The sequence below is a fragment of the Pseudomonas sp. TE3899 genome (genome assembly GCF_056279105.1).
The window spans coordinates 4097996-4115141 of sequence record NZ_JBWBQR010000001.1 but is presented as its reverse complement, the minus strand read 5'-3'; the positions used below and the strand labels follow the sequence as shown (position 1 = coordinate 4115141).

Here is a 17146-nt window from a genome sequence, read left to right as displayed (position 1 = left end):
GTGCTGTGCTATCGTTGCGGCATCATTTCGTTGTAATCGAAGAGAATCCCTGCATGAAGTTGGCTGTCCGGGCGACAGAGAGCGTTACTGGCTGCAAGCGATTTTTGCTTGTTGGCCTGCTCTGTTTGCTGACCGGCATTGCGTTCGCACAACCTGAAGCCGCCGTCAGCATGGCCGATCAACGGGCTAAAGCGGTGACCCAGGTGGTGCTCGGGATCCTCAGTTATGCGCGCTGGCCGGTGGAGCCTGCGCAGTTGCGCCTGTGCGTGGTCGGCCCGACCGAATACACCGACAATCTGGTCAAGGGCTCGACCCAGGCCACCGGGCGTCCGGTCACCGTACGACGCCTGCTGGCCGACAACCCGGCGATTGTCAGTGAGTGCGATGCGGTGTACATCGGCAAGTTGACCGCCGATGAGCGCAGCCGTCTGTTCGCCTCGTTGATTGGCCAACCGGTGTTGAGCATCAGCGAAAGCAGCGATCAGTGCACCGTCGGCAGCCTGTTCTGCCTGCGGGTCAGCGACGATCAAGTGTCGTTCGAGGTCAATCTCGACTCCGTCGCCCGCAGTGGCGTGCGCATTCACCCCAGCGTGCTGCAACTGTCGCGCCGTAAGCCGGCGGCGCCATGAGCCTCTTCAAATCGAAAAGTCGTCTTACGTTACGTTCGGTCATCGGTCGCGGCCACCTGATCGTCGCATTGGTGGGCGTGACCATGGCCAGCGTGTCCCTGACCCTGCTCGGGGTCCTGGCGTTGCGGGTCTATGCCGACCATAACCTGCACCTGATCGCACGCTCGATCAACTACACCGTGGAAGCTGCGGTGGTGTTCAACGACAAGTCTGCGGCCACCGAAGCCCTGGCGTTGATCGCCTCCACCGAAGAAGTCGCGGATGCCCAGGTGCTCAACGCCCGGGGCGTGTTGCTCGCTCGTTGGCAGCGACCGGAAACCGGATTGTTTTCCGATCTGGAAGCGCAGATCGCCAAGGCCTTTCTCGAAAAACCCATCAACATGCCTATCGTCCACCAGGGCCTGGAAATCGGCAGCATCCAGCTCACCGGACATGGTGGCAGCCTGATGCGGTTTTTGCTCAGCGGTCTGATGGGCATTGTGTTGTGTACCGCCATCAGTGCCTGGGTTGCGCTGTATCTGGCGCGCCGCCAGCTTCGCGGAATCACCGGGCCACTGCGCAGTCTGGCCGCCGTAGCCCACGCCGCGCGCAGAGACCGAGCCTTCGACCAGCGCGTGCCGCCCGCCGACATCGCCGAACTGGACGACTTCGGCAATGACTTCAATGCCCTGCTTGATGAACTGGAGTCCTGGCAAACCCACCTGCAAAGCGAGAACGAAACCCTGGCCCACCTAGCCAGCCATGACAGCCTCACCGGGCTGCCGAACCGGGCGTTTTTCGAAGGTCGACTGATTCGTGCGCTGCGCAATGCCCACAAGCTCAACGAGCGGGTGGCGGTGCTGTTCCTCGACAGCGACCGGTTCAAGGAAATCAACGACAGCTTCGGCCATGCCGCCGGCGATGCGGTGCTGGTCGCGGTGGCTACGCGGGTACGTGCGCAATTGCGCGAAGAGGATCTGGTGGCGCGTTTGGGCGGCGATGAGTTTGCCGTGCTGCTGACGCCGCTGCACAAGACCGAAGACGCCGAGCGGATCGCCGACAAAATCATTGCCAGCATGGAAGTGCCGATCACCTTGCCGGGCAACACCACGGTGTTGACCTCCCTCAGCATCGGCATCGCCGTCTATCCCGATCACGGCGCCACGCCCGGCGCTCTGCTCAACGCTGCCGACGCGGCGATGTACCAGGCCAAACGCTTGTCCCGAGGCGCACAGCATACGGCCGGGTCGGAGCTCCCGGTCGCCCACATTCAAACCAGGAGCTAATTTCTGTGTTCTCAATTCCCCAGCGTTACCTGCGATTGTTCTCCATCACCCTGTTCATGGCTTTATTGGCATTGACCGGATGCCAAACCACGCCGCAAAAAGGCCTGACCCCGGCGCAAATCTCTGTGCTCAAGCAACAAGGCTTCGAACTGACCGACGAGGGCTGGGCGTTTGGCCTGTCCGGCAAAGTGTTGTTTGGCAGCGATGTCGAAAACCTGAATGCGCAAAGCACCGAGATCGTCCAACGCATCGGCAAGGCCCTGCTGGGCGTCGGGATTGAGCGGGTGCGGGTCGATGGTCACACCGACGCTTCGGGTAAAGAAACCTACAACCAGCAACTGTCCCTGCGGCGGGCGAAAAGTGTCGGCAAAGTCCTGAGCGAGGTCGGGATGAAAGAGCAGGACATCAAGTTGCAGGGGCTCGGCAGCAAAGAGCCGGTGGCATCCAACGACACACCGGCTGGCCGTACCGAAAATCGTCGAGTCTCGATTGTGGTGAGCGCCGACTAATCCGCAAACACCATCTCCCGACTGTCCCCCATCAACAGACGCTGATTCTGCTCGGTGACTTCGCGGATGTAATCCCACAACAGGGTGATCCGCATGAGCTTGCGCAGATCCTCCCGGCAGTACATCCAGAACTGTCGGGTGATGTTGATCTCAGCCGGCAATACCGGCAGCAACCGCGGATCCTGCGCCGCCAGAAAGCACGGCAGAATCGCCAGCGACCGCCCTTGCTGCGCCGCCACGAACTGCGCGATCACGCTGGTGCTGCGCAGGTTGGCGCTGGCGCCGGGCAGTACGTTCGCCAGGTACAGCAGCTCCGAGCTGAACGCCAGGTCATCGACATAACTAATGAATGAATGTTTGGCCAAGTCGGCCGGGCGGCGGATCGGTGGGTGTTTGTCCAGATAGTCCTGGGTCGCGTAGAGCTGCAATTTGTAGTCGCAGAGCTTGCAGCAGACGTACGGCCCGTGTTCCGGGCGTTCCAGGGCGATGACGATGTCCGCTTCGCGTTTGGACAGGCTGATGAAGTGCGGCAGCGGCAGGATGTCTACCGAGATGGCCGGGTAGGCGTCGACGAAGTGGCTCAGCTGCGGGGTGATGAAAAAACTGCCGAAACCTTCGGTGCAGCCCATGCGCACATGCCCGGACAGCGCCACGCCGGAGCCGGAAACCTGTTCGCAAGCCATGTGCAGCGTGCTTTCAATCGACTCCGCGTACCCCAGCAGGCGCTGGCCTTCGGCGGTCAGCACGAAACCGCTGGTCCGGGACTTTTCGAACAGCAATGTGCCCAATGCCGCTTCCAGCGAACTGATGCGCCTAGACACGGTGGTGTAATCCACAGACAGGCGCTTGGCCGCGGTGCTGGCCTTGCGGGTGCGGGCGACTTCGAGGAAAAACTTGAGGTCATCCCAGTTCAGCGAACCTAAAGACGTGATGTTTTTTTGCATGTTGGACCGGCTTTTATGTGCGTTCTTATTAGAAGTTTGCACATCTATACTCCAAAAACAGTCCGACAACCAATTCGCGACACACGCCTCATCTCAAGGCGACTTACCCGCCTTGGCTCCCTGCATAACAATAAGTATTGGAGACCAGCATGAACGCATCGCTCACGCCCAACGAAACCACCGTCCAGACCGTCAAGCTGTTGATCAACGGCGAGTGGGTCGAGTCCCAGACCACCGAGTGGCACGACATCGTCAACCCGGCGACCCAGCAAGTGCTGGCCAAGGTTCCCTTCGCTACCGCGCAAGAAGTCGACGCCGCCATCAGTGCCGCCCATCGCGCCTTCCAGACCTGGAAGCTGACGCCGATCGGCGCGCGGATGCGCATCATGCTCAAGCTCCAGGCGTTGATCCGCGAGCATTCCAAACGCATCGCCGTAGTCTTGAGCGCCGAGCAGGGCAAAACCATTGCCGACGCTGAAGGCGACATTTTCCGTGGCCTGGAAGTGGTCGAGCACGCGTGCTCCATCGGCACGCTGCAGATGGGTGAGTTCGCCGAGAACGTCGCCGGCGGCGTTGACACTTACACCCTGCGCCAGCCCATCGGCGTCTGCGCAGGCATCACCCCGTTCAACTTCCCGGCGATGATTCCGCTGTGGATGTTCCCGATGGCCATCGCCTGCGGTAACACCTTCGTGCTCAAGCCGTCCGAACAGGATCCGCTGTCAACCATGCTGCTGGTGGAACTGGCGATCGAGGCCGGCGTTCCGGCGGGCGTGCTCAACGTCGTTCACGGTGGCAAGGACGTGGTGGACGCACTGTGCACCCACAAAGACATCAAGGCTGTTTCCTTCGTCGGTTCGACCGCCGTCGGCACCCACGTCTACGATCTGGCTGGCAAACACGGCAAGCGCGTGCAATCGATGATGGGCGCCAAGAACCACGCTGTGGTGCTGCCGGATGCCAATCGCGAACAAACCCTCAACGCCTTGGTCGGTGCCGGTTTCGGTGCGGCCGGTCAGCGTTGCATGGCCACTTCCGTGGTGGTGCTGGTGGGCGCGGCCAAGCAATGGCTGCCGGACCTGAAAGCGCTGGCGCAGAAGCTCAAGGTGAACGCGGGCAGCGAGGCGGGCACTGACGTTGGACCGGTGATTTCGAAAAAGGCCAAGGCGCGGATTCTCGATCTGATCGAAAGCGGCATCAAGGAAGGCGCCAAGCTCGAACTGGATGGTCGCGAGATCAGCGTTCCGGGCTTCGAGAAAGGCAACTTTGTCGGCCCGACCCTGTTCTCCGGCGTAACCACCGAGATGCAGATCTACACCCAGGAAATCTTCGGTCCGGTGCTGGTGGTGCTGGAAGTCGACACCCTCGATCAGGCGATTGCCCTGGTCAACGCCAACCCGTTCGGCAACGGCACGGGCCTGTTCACCCAGAGCGGTGCGGCGGCGCGCAAGTTCCAGAGCGAAATCGATGTCGGCCAGGTCGGCATCAACATCCCGATCCCGGTGCCGGTCCCGTTCTTCAGCTTCACTGGTTCCCGTGGTTCGAAACTCGGCGACCTCGGTCCGTATGGCAAGCAAGTGGTGCAGTTCTACACTCAGACCAAGACGGTCACCAGTCGCTGGTTCGATGACGACAGCGTCAATGACGGTGTGAACACCACCATCAACTTGCGTTAAGGAGCCAGGCATGAAAATCGCTTTTATCGGTCTCGGCAACATGGGCGCGCCGATGGCGCGCAACCTGATCAAGGCTGGCCATGCGCTGAGCCTGGTCGATCTGAACAAAACCGTACTGGCGGAACTGGAGCAACTGGGCGGCAGCATCAGCGCTACGGCGCGGGAAGCGGCTCTGGGTGCAGAACTGGTGATCACGATGCTCCCAGCCGCTGTGCATGTGCGCAGCGTCTGGCTCGGTGAAGACGGCGTGCTCGCCGGTATCGGCAAGGGTGTGCCGGCGGTGGATTGCAGCACCATTGATCCGCAGACGGCCCGCGATGTGGCGGCCGCTGCTGCCAAACAAGGCGTGGCCATGGCCGATGCGCCGGTGTCCGGTGGCACTGGCGGTGCAGCGGCGGGGACGTTGACCTTTATGGTCGGCGCCACCCCTGAGTTGTTCGCCACCCTGCAACCCGTGCTGGCGCAAATGGGCCGCAACATCGTCCATTGCGGCGAAGTCGGCACCGGGCAAATCGCCAAGATCTGCAACAACCTGTTGTTGGCGATCTCGATGGTCGGCGTCAGTGAAGCCATGGCGTTGGGCGATGCGTTGGGGATCGACACCGGTGTGTTGGCCGGGATCATCAACAGCTCGACCGGGCGTTGCTGGAGTTCGGAAATGTACAACCCGTGGCCGGGCATCGTCGAAACGGCGCCGGCCTCGCGCGGTTATACCGGCGGTTTCGGTGCCGAACTGATGCTCAAGGATCTGGGGCTGGCCACGGAAGCGGCCCGTCAGGCGCACCAACCGGTGGTGCTTGGCGCAGTGGCCCAGCAGTTATATCAGGCGATGAGCCAGCGCGGAGAGGGTGGCAAGGACTTCTCGGCGATCATCAACAGCTATCGCAAACCTCAATAAGAGGTTTTCCCGGGGGCTGCGTCGGGCAGATCCCCGGTTTTTTATTCAGGGGAAAAGAAAAGATCGCAGCCTTCGGCAGCTCCTTGGGATGTTCACATTCCCATGTAGGCGCTGCCGAAGGCTGCGATCTTTTGCTTTGTCAGGCAAACACAAAATACTTACGTACTGTCTCCACCACTTCCCACGTGCCTTTCATCCCTGGCTCGATGACGAAGATATCCCCGGCGCGCAGGTGGATCGGCTCTTTGCCCTCGGGGGTGATGATGCAGTAGCCCTCGCGGAAATCGCAGTATTCCCACTTCACGTATTCCACATACCACTTGCCCGGCGTGCAGATCCAGGTGCCCATGATCTTGCTGCCGTCTTCGCTGGTGTAGGCGTTAAGGTTGACGGTGTGCGGGTCGCCTTCGAGCTTTTCCCATTTGCAGGCGTCGAGGACGGGCAACGGGTGGGTATCGCGAAGGACGGTGATAGGTGCGGACATGACAGCTCCAGGCGAATGACAGGTTTGAACAGCCACCCTATCGTTCGGCGGCAGTGGCCGGATGTCTGGCTTCGACATCCAGTTACCTGTTAGCGCTGGGGACATTCACTGCGCAGGAATAACGAGTTGCACCGATTTTGTGCAGATATGACGGAACTACTACAGTAATGCACCATAAAAGTTCAGTATTTTTTTAGACTTAAACGAGATAACCAGCCGGACACCTATTGCAAAACAAAATCGTCTGTACTATAACATTCGTACTAAAGGACATTCCCCTCAATGGAGTTACATCGTAGTCACGGACGGACTTAATTCAGCAAGCTCTCTCGTTAATATCTGACTTGGCCCCGGCACAAGCGTGGACATTTATCTGTCATTTATGGAAGGCGATCAGATAATGGAACAGTCAGTTAATTAAGTGGCGCAGACGCAACGTCAGGCGTGCTTAGAGAAGTTTGATTTATCACTAATTAGTTAACAGTTGCGCATCGGCTGACTCAGTCAGCGAAGTTTTGTGCGCGCTGAATTTATTATGTTCCCGGCATCAATGGAATGAGGCTTTATTGTGGACGATATTAATCTGATCGAAGTTTTAACGACGATTGATTCCGCCAGCGACCTGGGTCGACATGTCTGGATTCGGGCGGCCTGTCGCCTGGAAAGTGCGGAATTGGGCGATGACATTTTTGTCGGCTTCAAGTCGGATTTGCGCCATGTCAGCCTCGGCAAGTCGAGCATGCTGGCGACCGGAGTGCAGTGCCTGGGCACCCCGGAGGCACCGATTCGGGTCGGCGAAAATGCCTGGCTCGGCGCCAAGGTCACGGTGCGTGCCGGCGTCACCATCGGTGCGGGGGCCGTGATTGCGGCGGGTGCCCTGGTGACCTCGGATATTGCGCCGGACGCCATTGCCGTGGGCCGCCCGGCTCGGGTGATCAGCTATCGCAAAGTGATCGAGGATGGTACGCCGAGCCCGGCTCATGTGTTGGCCAAAGTGCGGGACAGAGCCCGCCAGGGCTTGCCTTCGCTGATCGACAAAGCGTCGCTGTCCGTGGCCCGGCTCAAGAAGTTGAACCCCGACACCATCACCTGGGACATCAGCGAAGACGCGTTGATTGATGCCGAATTGCGTGGCGGTGCGTCGGTGGAAATCGCCCGGGACTGCATCCTGATCGGGCGCAGTCAGCGCCAGGGTGGCCTGTCCCAGCAAGGCGGCATTGAACTGGGCACCGGCGCCACGCTGGGTGAAGGCGTGGTGATAGAGGCCGCCGGTGGTGTCGCGATCGGCGACTTCACGGAGGTCGGCGCCGGGGTCACGATTGTGGCTTCAACTCATGATTATTCGTTTCGTTCACTGCCTTGGGAGGAAGCTCCGATAAGGATCGGAAGTCGTTGCGTTATTGGCGAAGGTGCCATCTTGGTAGGTCCACTGAATATTGGTGAAGGTGCCGTTATAAAGCCCTATTCCGTGGTTATAAGGGATGTATTGGAAAACACTGTGGTTCATGGCGTTGTTCAACTAATGGAGATTCAAGAATGATTTTATTTGCCCCTAATCCAACCGGTTCCGGTCATAACATGCGCGCGCTGTCCATCGCCCAGGCGATTAAAAAGCAAACGCCGGACATGCCGCTGACTGTCGCGCTGGCGTCCTTGCAACCCACGTTTACACCGTTGTTTGAAAAGGCCGGTGTCGAGGTCGTGGATATTGCCGGCCGGTTGGTCGACTACTCGAAAAAGAGCAACTTGTCGAAAGAACTGGACTGGGCCAATTACATTGGCGGTTATATCGCCAATACGTTCTTGTCCGGCGAGCGAATTCTGTCTTACCTGGCGCTGATCACCGAGTACAAACCTTCGGTGCTGGTCTCGGACTACAACATGGCCGCTTGCCTGGCCGCCATTTTCAGTGGCACGCCGCTGGTGTTTGTCACCGAACGCTATGACTTCACCCTCTGCCAACTGGAAGACCATGACCTGGCCGACGGTGGCTTCGAGGTCAATGCACTGGAAATGGCCCGTGCTCGAGCGGCATTGCACAGCCAGTTCAGCTGGATGATCAACCAGACCCAATTGGTCTTGACCGATAAGCCGTTTGTGGCAGCGCTTGATCAGGGCACGCCGGTCGCCGAAGCCCTGAGCAACGGCAAGGCGCACTTTGTCGGGCCGATGATTCGCGAATACGTGCAAAGCGGTCTGGATGTGCGCGCCGAACTGAACATCGGCGATTCGCCGTTTATCGTCGCGTCCATCAGCGGCACCACGATGTTCTCGCAAAACAAGGATGCGCTGCTCGCCGCCTACCTGGACAGCTTCAAGACCCTGCGCGAACGCAATCCCGACCTGAAAATGGTGCTGCTGGGACGTCAGGACATCGCGGCCCAGGACGGCGTGATTTGCGTGCCGTACTACCCGGACTGGATGGGCTTGCTGCATGAAGCCAGCCTGCTGATTTCCGCGCCGGGCTGGATCACCGTGACAGAAATTGCCGCGTTGAAGATCCCGACCTTGTTCGTGTTGCCGTCCAAATCGGAATACCACGAACTGGAAGCCTTGCGTCGCCTGGAACTGCTCGGTTTTGCAACGCACCTGGGCCACGACCAGCACCGCATCGTTGAATTGGTCCAGGCCGAACTCGACAAAGACACCCAGGCCCTGAACTATTTTGCGCCGCATCAACAGGTCGCCTCCCCGGACGGCGACGGTGCCGCCCGCGCCGCCACCCGCATCATCGAGTTGTGCCAGGGCGTCGTGATGCCGCTGGCTGAAAGCCAGGCCGCTTAACCTCAAGGAAGAGGGATTCACCATGTCGCTTCATCCGCAGTTCTTTTTTGATCAAGGCCTCGCCGACCCCGAGCACGGTGGCTATTTTGCAATCACCGATGCCAGTGGGCAGGTCGCCATTTCCAGTGACAAGCAGTTGCAGGATCAGGTTGAGGCGACGCTCTACCAGGCCGAGCATGGCGATGAAGCGCAATTGCGCTTCGCCCATGACGGGTTGATGGGTCTGTACGATGCCCAGAACGCGGGGTTCCATGAACTGGCCGATCAGTTCTGGACGCCCCACGGTTCGGGGCGCTGCCGGACCCTGGCGCTGCAACTGGATGCGCTGAATGCCTTGATGGCCTATCAGCGCCGGGTGCCACAGAGCGCGGCGAACCGCGAGCTCATCAGCGCGATGCTGGAAAAGATCGAAGCGCTCTACGCCCGGTCCACCGTCGCCGGCGTCTACAGCAGCGATTGGTCGACGCCCCTGGAAGTGGCGACGTCCATTGAGCTGGATATCAGCGCGGCCAACCTGCTCACCCGGATCGGCAACGATCCGTTGGGCCAGGGACTGGTCGGGCACCTGCAGGTGCATACCGAAAACCTGATCGCACGCATCGCCGGCGGTGACAGTGACTCGTGCGTCGACGTGGACTTGAGCCGCTGCGCCGTGCGCGCCCACATCAGCCTTGCACTGGCGCGACTGGCGAATGTTCGCGACGACAATGCACTGTCGAATCTGGCGCGCTCGTTTCTGCTGCAAACCCTGGCGCTGTTTCGCGATCCGGCCTATGGCGGGTATTGGGACCGGGTGTGCATCAACGGCAAAGTGCGGGTCGACTGGCACACCTCGTACAAAAAACACGAGTCGCCGTTCCCGATCAAAACCGCCTACGACGTCGCGTTACTGTTGCAGGCGATGCGGGCATTCCCGGGCGGTTTCGAAGGGCCGGATCGCACGTCGGTGACTGCTGCGTTGCTGGAGTTTCATGACCGCTGCAACGGCGGGCTGTTCCTGGGCAAGGGCTACTTCTGGTCCACCCCCGACGACCCGACCGTGCCGTTTATCCGGCAGTTTTGGGCGCCGCCGCGTCAGCCGGGGATCTTCAGCATCGGCAACCTGACTTACTTGCCGCTGCACTTGAAGAGCCTGAAAACCCAGTTGGCCGCCGCCCACGCCCTGCAAAACCTGGCGCCACCGGCCACCGTGCATCATCACGACGATGCGGCGTTGGTGGCGCAGGAACTGATCGCGATCGATGGCAGCGGCGATGTGCAAGACATCCATCCTGCGGCCGTGCCCGCCATCAACGTGGATCTGAAACGCTACCTGGCCTGGCTGTCCAAGGCCCGCGCTTCAAGCGATACGCCGTACGGGCTGACCGCCGAAACCGCGCCGCTGGGCTTTCGGGCGGACAAGACCTGGCAGGTGTTTTCCGGCTTGCACGTGATCTCGGACCTGCACGCGCTGGGCATCCAGATTGAAAACAAGGCGAGCCTGATCGATTGCATCAAGTCTTCGCAAAACACCGACGGCGGCTTCGCCGAGCAGCCGGGGCACCTGAGCGATGTGTTCGCCAGTTACTGCGCGGTGTTGTCGTTGCGGGTGCTGGGCGCTCTGCCGAACGATATCGACGGTTGCGTGCGTTACTTGCAGGCAAGCCAGAACCCGGACGGTGGTTTCGGCGATGTGCCGGGTTTTGCCTCGGATATCTGGCACACCAACCTGGCGGTGCTATCGCTGCATGCGCTGGGCGCCAAGGCCCCGGACGAGCAAGCGGTCCTCGCGTTCGCGTTGCGCTGCCGCACCGCAGACGGCGGGTTTGCCAACAAACCGGGTTATCCGCCGGACGCGTTTTCGGTGTACCGCGTGGTGTCGACGCTGTTCATTCTCAACAAGCGCATCGTCGACGCCGGGCACACCGTGGCCTGGCTGCAAAAACTGCAATTGGCCAATGGTTCGTTCCATTACCGGCCGGGCAAAGCCGTGAGCCTGGTGGGCACGTACATGGCCATTGCGGCGATGTACTTGCTTGATGCCCAACCGGTTTATCTGCAGGAATCGAAGGACTGGATTGCCGCCCATCAAAAACAGGACGGCGGATTCGGCCCGCTCAACTCGACGTCGGCCACCACCGATGAAAGCTTTGTCTGCATCCAGACGCTGCTGATTCTGGAGCAGGGCTTGAGCCAGTACGGGGTGGCTTTGCTCAACTGAGCGAACGTTCAAGGATTGTTGAATCATCAATTGGCCAAGGGAGGCGCTGATGAAAATTTTAGTGACTGGGGGCGCGGGTTTTATCGGCTCGGCCGTCGTGCGGTATCTGATCAATGAAACCGACTGCGAAGTCATCAACGTGGACAAGTTGACCTACGCCGGCAACCTGGATTCGTTGGCCGACGTGGCCGCCTCGCCGCGCTACTCGTTTTACCAGGTGGATATCCGCAGCAAGAATGCGCTGGACGAGATCTTCGCCGCCCAGCAACCCGATGCCGTGATGCACCTGGCCGCCGAGTCCCACGTGGACCGCTCGATCGAAGGCCCGCAGGCGTTCATCGAAACCAATATCGTCGGCACCTACACCTTGCTCGAAGCGGCGCGCAGCTACTGGAACCGACTGGATGCGCCGCGCCAGGCCGCGTTTCGCTTCCACCACATTTCCACCGATGAAGTGTATGGCGACCTTGAACCCCAGGACCCGGCCTTCACCGAAACCACGGCTTACGCGCCGAGTTCGCCGTATTCCGCGAGCAAGGCCAGTTCTGATCACCTGGTGCGTTCATGGCACCGCACCTTCGGTTTGCCGGTGGTGCTGAGCAATTGTTCGAACAATTACGGGCCGTTCCATTTCCCGGAAAAACTGATTCCCCACGTCATTCTCAATGCGCTGCAAGGCCAGCCGTTGCCGGTGTACGGCGATGGCGCGCAGATCCGCGACTGGCTGTTTGTCGAGGATCATGCCCGGGCCTTGTATGCCGTGGTCAGTCGTGGCGAGGTCGGGCAGACCTACAACATCGGCGGTCACAACGAGAAGACCAACCTGCAAGTGGTGCACACCTTGTGCGATTTGCTGGAGGAGCGCGGCGCGGTCAAACCGGAAGGCGTCGCGCACTTTCGCGACCTGATCACCTTCGTCAAGGATCGCCCGGGCCACGACAAACGCTACGCGGTCGACGCCGGGAAAATCCACGCCCACCTGGGCTGGACGCCGCAGGAAACCTTCGAGACCGGCATGCGTAAAACCGTCGACTGGTACCTGGAAAACAGCCCTTGGTGGGCGCGGGTCCTGTCGGGCGACTACGCCCTGGAACGCCTCGGCGAACACGCCACCGAATCGGTTGAAGCCTGAACATTACCCCCTTCAAACCTCTCTGCTTAAAAGGAAAAAAGCATGGCCAAGTACAAAGGAATTCTGTTGGCGGGCGGCGCCGGTTCGCGTCTGCACCCGATCACCCTGGGCGTGTCCAAACAGTCGCTGCCGGTGTATGACAAACCGATGATCTACTACCCGCTGTCGGTGTTGATGCTGGCGGACATTCGCGAAATCCTGATCATTTCCACCCCGGAAGATTTGCCCGGTTTCCAGCGCATGCTCGGCGACGGCAGCCAGTTGGGTTTGAACCTGAGCTATGCCGTGCAGCCAAGCCCGGACGGCCTGGCGCAGGCCTTCATCATCGGCCGCGAATTCGTCGGTGAAGACAATGTGTGCCTGGTGCTGGGCGACAACATTTTCTACGGCGCCGGCTTCGGCGAAACCCTGCTGCAAGCGGCCGGCCGCGACGAGGGCGCGACGGTGTTTGGCTACTACGTGGCCGACCCCGAGCGCTTTGGCGTGGTCGAGTTCGATGCCACCGGCAAGGCCTTGAGCATCTGCGAAAAACCGACCGATCCGAAATCCAATTTCGCCGTCACCGGTCTGTATTTCTACGACAACGAAGTGCTGCAGATCGCGGCGGATATCAAGCCGTCGCCTCGGGGCGAGCTGGAGATTACCGACGTCAACAATGTCTACCTGCAACGGGGCAAATTGAATGTCTCAGTGATGGGGCGCGGCATGGCCTGGCTCGACACCGGCACCCATGATGCGTTGCTGGAAGCAGGCAATTTCGTGCACGCCATCGAGAAGCGCCAGGGCTTGAAAATCGCCTGCCTGGAAGAGATCGCCTACAACAAGGGCTGGATCGACGATGCGCAGTTGCTGGTGCTGGCCGGCGCCATGAGCAAGACCGGTTACGGTCAATACCTCGCCCGGCTGATTACCGATGATGTGTTGACGGTGATGGGCGCGCATCCGCCATTGCGGGGCGCGGCCTGATCCTCGGCAAGGGCCCTCGATGGATCGAGGGCGCTTGCCGGGTGGTTTTATCGACCGGTGACGGTGTCGTGAGACGTGGTTTTCAAACCGGTTCGCGGGTCGATTTCAAGCATCTGTGTGGAATGCAAATGGGCCAGGCGATTGGCGTGGGTGGGGGCTTCGGCCGCCAGCGGCGAACGGCGTTTGCGGGTTTCTTCGCGCAGCACCGGCAGCACTTCGGCGCCGAACATGTCCAGTTGTTCCAGCACGGTTTTCAACGGAATGCCGCCATGGTCGAACAGGAACAATTGGCGCTGGTAGTCGCCGAAATGCTCACGAAAGGTCAGGGTCTTGTCGATGATTTCCTGGGGGCTGCCCACCGATAACGGGGTCATCTCCATGAACTCTTCGAGTGACGGTCCATGGCCGTACACCGGGGCATTGTCGAAGTAGGGACGAAACTCGCGTCGCGCATCCTGGGAGTTGCGGCGCATGAAGATATGCCCGCCCAGGCCGACGATGGCTTGCTCGCGCGTGCCATGGCCGTAGTAGGCAAAGCGTTCCCGGTAAAACTCGACCAGGGCAATGAAGTGTTCGCGGGGCCAGAGGATATGGCTGGCGAAAAAACCGTCGCCGTAATACGCCGCTTGTTCGGCGATTTCCGGGGTGCGGATCGAACCGTGCCAGACGAAGGGCGGCAAGTCGTCCAGGGGCCGGGGAATCGAGGTGAAGTTCTGCAACGGGGTGCGAAAACGACCGCTCCAGTTGAGGTCTTCTTCGCGCCACAACTGGTGCAGCAGCCGATAGTTTTCCATCGCCAACGGCAGGCCATCGGTGATGTTTTTGCCGAACCAGGGGTAGACCGGCGCGGTGTTGCCGCGACCCAGCATCAGGTCCATGCGCCCGCCACAGAGGTTTTGCAGCAGCGAGTACTCTTCGGCCAGGCGCACCGGGTCGTTGGTGCTGATGAGGGTCGTGGAGGTCGAGAGGATGATGCGTTGGGTCTTCGCCGCGATGTACGCCAGCAGGGTAGTCGGGGAAGAGGTAATGAACGGCGGATTGTGGTGCTCGCCGGTCGCGAACACATCAAGACCGATGTCCTCGGCTTTTTGCGCGATTTGCAGGGTGGCCTGAATGCGCTGAGATTCACTTGGGGTACTGGCGTTGGTCGGGTCTTGCGTGACGTCGCCAACGGTGTAGATCCCGAATTGCATAAAGCCTCCTTGCCTTGCGTATAGGTATGTTTGAAACCGGTGCTCCGAAGGTTAAATAATCGAGGCACTTGAAATGTACGCCTGTACACGTACAATCGCAATTCTGATTCGCCGTGCAACGGACATTCCGGGCACCTGACACCGACAGGAGCAAGACATGGAACTGGGTTTTATTGGTTTGGGCACGATGGGCGCACCGATGGTGCTGAACCTTCTGAAGGCCGGTCATCAGGTCCGCGTGTGGAATCGCTCGCCGGCGCCGCTGGAAGAACTGGTCCGTGCCGGCGCTCAAGCGGTCGACCGTCCGGCCCTGGCGGCGAACGCCGAAGTGTTGATCTCGATGCTGGGCGACGATGCCGCCATTCGCTCCGTGTTCATCGATGCCCAAGCGCTGGACGGCCTGGCGCCGGGCAGCGTGCATGTGAACATGTCCACGGTGTCGGTGGCGCTGGCTAAGGAAATGGCGGCGCTGCACGCCGAGCGCGGGGTGGCTTATGTGTCGGCACCGGTGCTGGGGCGGGTGGATGTCGCGGCGGCCGGCAATCTGAATATTCTGGTGTCCGGGCCGGCCGATGCGTTGGCGCGGGTCCAGCCATTGTTCGATGTGCTGGGGCGCAAGACCTGGCCGTTCGGCGAGTGTGCAGAACTGGCGTGCGTCGCCAAGCTGTCGGCCAACCTGATGATTGCCGCGGCGATCGAATCAACGGCCGAGGCCTCGACCCTGGCCAGCGGCTACGGCATCAGCCGTGCAGCCTTCATCGAGATGATCACCTCGACGCTGTTTGCGGTGCCGGTCTATCAGGGCTACGGAAAACTGATGGTCGACAAACAGTTCGAGCCGGCCGGGTTCAAATTATCCCTGGGCTTAAAAGACATTCGCCTGGCGCTGGAGGCGGGTGAAGCGGCGCAGGTGCCGTTGCCGTTTGCCAGTGTCTTGAAGGACAACCTGCTGGATGGCATGGCCCACGGCCAGGGCGATCAGGATTGGGCATCGCTGTCGGAGGTGAGCGCACGACGCGCCGGCGCACGCTAATTCCTTAGTGTTTAAACGCCGTAACTTCGTTGCAAGTTCGGATGTTTCTTTTCGCCTTTAATTATTATCAGTGCCTTCTAAAAAATAGGTATTGCTCCTGATAATAACGCTTGCCAATGTACGACTGTAGACGTACATTTTTCACGGGGTTTAATAACAATAAAACGTTGTCTGTTTTTCGTCTGCTGAACGTTAATAAATAATAGCTAGGAGCCGTTATGAAAAATCTAATGCAATGGAATAACCTTCCCACCGAATCCAATGAATGGCTTGAGAAGGTACGTGCACTGAATCCTTTGATCCTTAAACACCGGGATTACAGCGAGCAGACGAATGCGACTCACAAGGATGTGATGTCTGAGCTTTTCAAGGAAGGCTTTGCCCGGACCTCCGTGTCCAGGGCGTTTGGCGGTTCCCAGGTCGATATCCAGACCACCTCCGCCATGCTGCTGGAATTCGCCCGGCATGACGCTTCCGTCTCCTGGCAATTGGCCGTACAAGTGGCGATGGGGCGCCTCTCCGACTATTTGCCGGAGCACACTTCCGAAGCGATCTACAGCACCTGCAACGGTTTCGTGATCGGGGCGATCCACTCCGGCGGCGAAGCGTTGCCCGTGGGCGACGACTACCTGTTGAGCGGCAAATGGGCCTTCGCCAGCGGCTCGGCCCACGCCGACTGGCTGGTGTGCACCGCCACCGTCAAAGGCCCGGCCAACGGCTCGGCGCCTGAGGTGCGGATGTTTTTCGTCCCGGCCAGCCAGTGCAAGATCAACCACACCTGGGACACCCTGGGCATGCGCGGCACCGGCAGCAACCACTTTGAATGTTCACAGGTGCTGGTCAACAAGGCGTTCTCCCTGGACGTCGAAACCCTGAAAAAATCCCCGGAAATTCGCAGCTCCCGCGCTTATGCCACGGGGTACTACGAGTTCGGCACGCTGGCGGCGATGTCCACCGTACTGGGCGTGGCCCGGGCCGCGGTCGATCACTTTCGCAATGACCGCGCGGTGAATACCGATCCGGGGCTGGAAGGGGTGATTTTCGAGAAGACCGGCCGCGCCATTTCTTCGGTGCACACCGCGCAATTGTTGCTCGAAGACGCCATCTGCCAAGTGATCAACCGCGGTGAAACCATCGGTGAACCGGTGAGCGCACGGGTCGGCCTGGCCGCTTCGGTCCTCACGGAAAACTCGGTGAATGCGGTCAATCAGATCTATGCACTGGCCGGTTCCAAGGCGGTTTACAAAACCAGCTTCCTGGAACGTTGCTTCCGCGATATTCATACCGGTTCAAAGCACTTCACCTTGTCGCCTTTGAACTTGCACGGTATTGGCAAACTGTATTTGGATAAAACCAACGTACTGATTGCGGCGTAATACGCTAATAAACAAGTTCGGCGAGTTATGAGTGATTGATCACAGGGATTAATAACT

General features: G+C 59.8%; 15 protein-coding genes. 12 read left to right on the top strand and 3 right to left on the bottom strand.

The window, feature by feature from the left end:
• The first annotated feature begins 53 nt into the window (after positions 1-53).
• Genes yfiR through yfiB form a run of 3 tightly spaced genes read left to right on the top strand, consistent with a single transcriptional unit; the run spans position 54 to position 2403 of the window.
• Positions 54-629, top strand: coding sequence for a regulatory sequestration protein YfiR (gene yfiR / locus ACZ89E_RS18880; protein WP_149657719.1), 576 nt, complete (start codon positions 54-56; stop codon positions 627-629).
• Complete coding sequence (gene dgcN / locus ACZ89E_RS18875) at positions 626-1894, top strand: diguanylate cyclase DgcN/YfiN (protein ID WP_463259335.1); 1269 nt, start codon at positions 626-628, stop codon at positions 1892-1894. Before yfiR ends, dgcN begins: the two co-directional genes overlap by 4 nt.
• 5 nt (positions 1895-1899) lie before the next feature.
• Positions 1900-2403: an outer membrane lipoprotein YfiB gene (gene yfiB, locus ACZ89E_RS18870; protein WP_476256224.1), complete on the top strand. Its 504-nt coding sequence runs from the start codon at positions 1900-1902 to the stop codon at positions 2401-2403.
• Here yfiB and ACZ89E_RS18865 read toward each other — a convergent pair.
• Complete coding sequence (locus tag ACZ89E_RS18865; RefSeq protein ID WP_476256223.1) at positions 2400-3347, bottom strand: LysR family transcriptional regulator; 948 nt, start codon at positions 3345-3347, stop codon at positions 2400-2402. The genes yfiB and ACZ89E_RS18865 overlap by 4 nt on opposite strands.
• A 149-nt stretch (positions 3348-3496) precedes the next feature.
• On the opposite strand from ACZ89E_RS18865, the gene ACZ89E_RS18860 reads away from it, so the two are divergent.
• Together ACZ89E_RS18860 and mmsB are read left to right on the top strand one after the other, a co-directional pair.
• Entirely contained in the window at positions 3497-5023 is a 1527-nt protein-coding gene (locus tag ACZ89E_RS18860) for a CoA-acylating methylmalonate-semialdehyde dehydrogenase (protein WP_149657716.1), read from the top strand.
• 10 nt (positions 5024-5033) lie between these two features.
• Positions 5034-5921, top strand: a complete 888-nt coding sequence (gene mmsB / locus ACZ89E_RS18855) for a 3-hydroxyisobutyrate dehydrogenase (protein ID WP_476256222.1) — start codon at positions 5034-5036, stop codon at positions 5919-5921.
• A 139-nt stretch (positions 5922-6060) separates the two neighbouring features.
• On the opposite strand, the gene ACZ89E_RS18850 is transcribed toward mmsB, so the two are convergent.
• A complete protein-coding gene (locus tag ACZ89E_RS18850; RefSeq protein WP_008024653.1) occupies positions 6061-6405 on the bottom strand; it encodes a cupin domain-containing protein in 345 nt (114 codons plus the stop codon).
• A gap of 568 nt (positions 6406-6973) precedes the next feature.
• On the opposite strand from ACZ89E_RS18850, the gene ACZ89E_RS18845 reads away from it, so the two are divergent.
• The 5 genes from ACZ89E_RS18845 to rfbA are packed head-to-tail and all read left to right on the top strand — an operon-like array spanning position 6974 to position 13487.
• Positions 6974-7945 carry an acyltransferase gene (locus ACZ89E_RS18845; RefSeq protein ID WP_463259337.1) on the top strand — a complete coding sequence of 324 codons (972 nt, stop codon included), beginning with the start codon at positions 6974-6976 and terminating at the stop codon, positions 7943-7945.
• Positions 7942-9189 (top strand): glycosyltransferase family protein, encoded by a 1248-nt coding sequence (locus tag ACZ89E_RS18840; RefSeq protein ID WP_149657713.1) that lies wholly within the window; start codon positions 7942-7944, stop codon positions 9187-9189. The genes ACZ89E_RS18845 and ACZ89E_RS18840 overlap by 4 nt, the downstream gene beginning before the upstream one ends.
• A gap of 22 nt (positions 9190-9211) precedes the next feature.
• Positions 9212-11389, top strand: coding sequence for a prenyltransferase/squalene oxidase repeat-containing protein (locus ACZ89E_RS18835; RefSeq protein WP_476256221.1), 2178 nt, complete (start codon positions 9212-9214; stop codon positions 11387-11389).
• A 49-nt stretch (positions 11390-11438) separates the two neighbouring features.
• The gene (rfbB, locus tag ACZ89E_RS18830) at positions 11439-12521 is read left to right on the top strand and encodes a dTDP-glucose 4,6-dehydratase (RefSeq protein ID WP_476256220.1); all 1083 of its coding nucleotides are present in this window, start codon (positions 11439-11441) and stop codon (positions 12519-12521) included.
• Between the two features lie 42 nt (positions 12522-12563).
• On the top strand, positions 12564-13487 hold the full coding sequence (rfbA, locus tag ACZ89E_RS18825) for a glucose-1-phosphate thymidylyltransferase RfbA (protein ID WP_476256219.1): 924 nt from the start codon (positions 12564-12566) through the stop codon (positions 13485-13487).
• A gap of 47 nt (positions 13488-13534) precedes the next feature.
• Here rfbA and ACZ89E_RS18820 read toward each other — a convergent pair whose 3' ends face one another.
• Positions 13535-14680, bottom strand: coding sequence for an LLM class flavin-dependent oxidoreductase (locus ACZ89E_RS18820; RefSeq protein ID WP_149657709.1), 1146 nt, complete (start codon positions 14678-14680; stop codon positions 13535-13537).
• A gap of 157 nt (positions 14681-14837) precedes the next feature.
• Between ACZ89E_RS18820 and ACZ89E_RS18815 the strand changes: the two genes are divergently transcribed.
• Positions 14838-15713, top strand: a complete 876-nt coding sequence (locus tag ACZ89E_RS18815) for an NAD(P)-dependent oxidoreductase (RefSeq protein ID WP_476256218.1) — start codon at positions 14838-14840, stop codon at positions 15711-15713.
• Positions 15714-15931: 218 nt separating this feature from the next.
• Positions 15932-17089, top strand: a complete 1158-nt coding sequence (locus tag ACZ89E_RS18810) for an acyl-CoA dehydrogenase family protein (RefSeq protein ID WP_149657707.1) — start codon at positions 15932-15934, stop codon at positions 17087-17089.
• Positions 17090-17146: the final 57 nt, after the last annotated feature.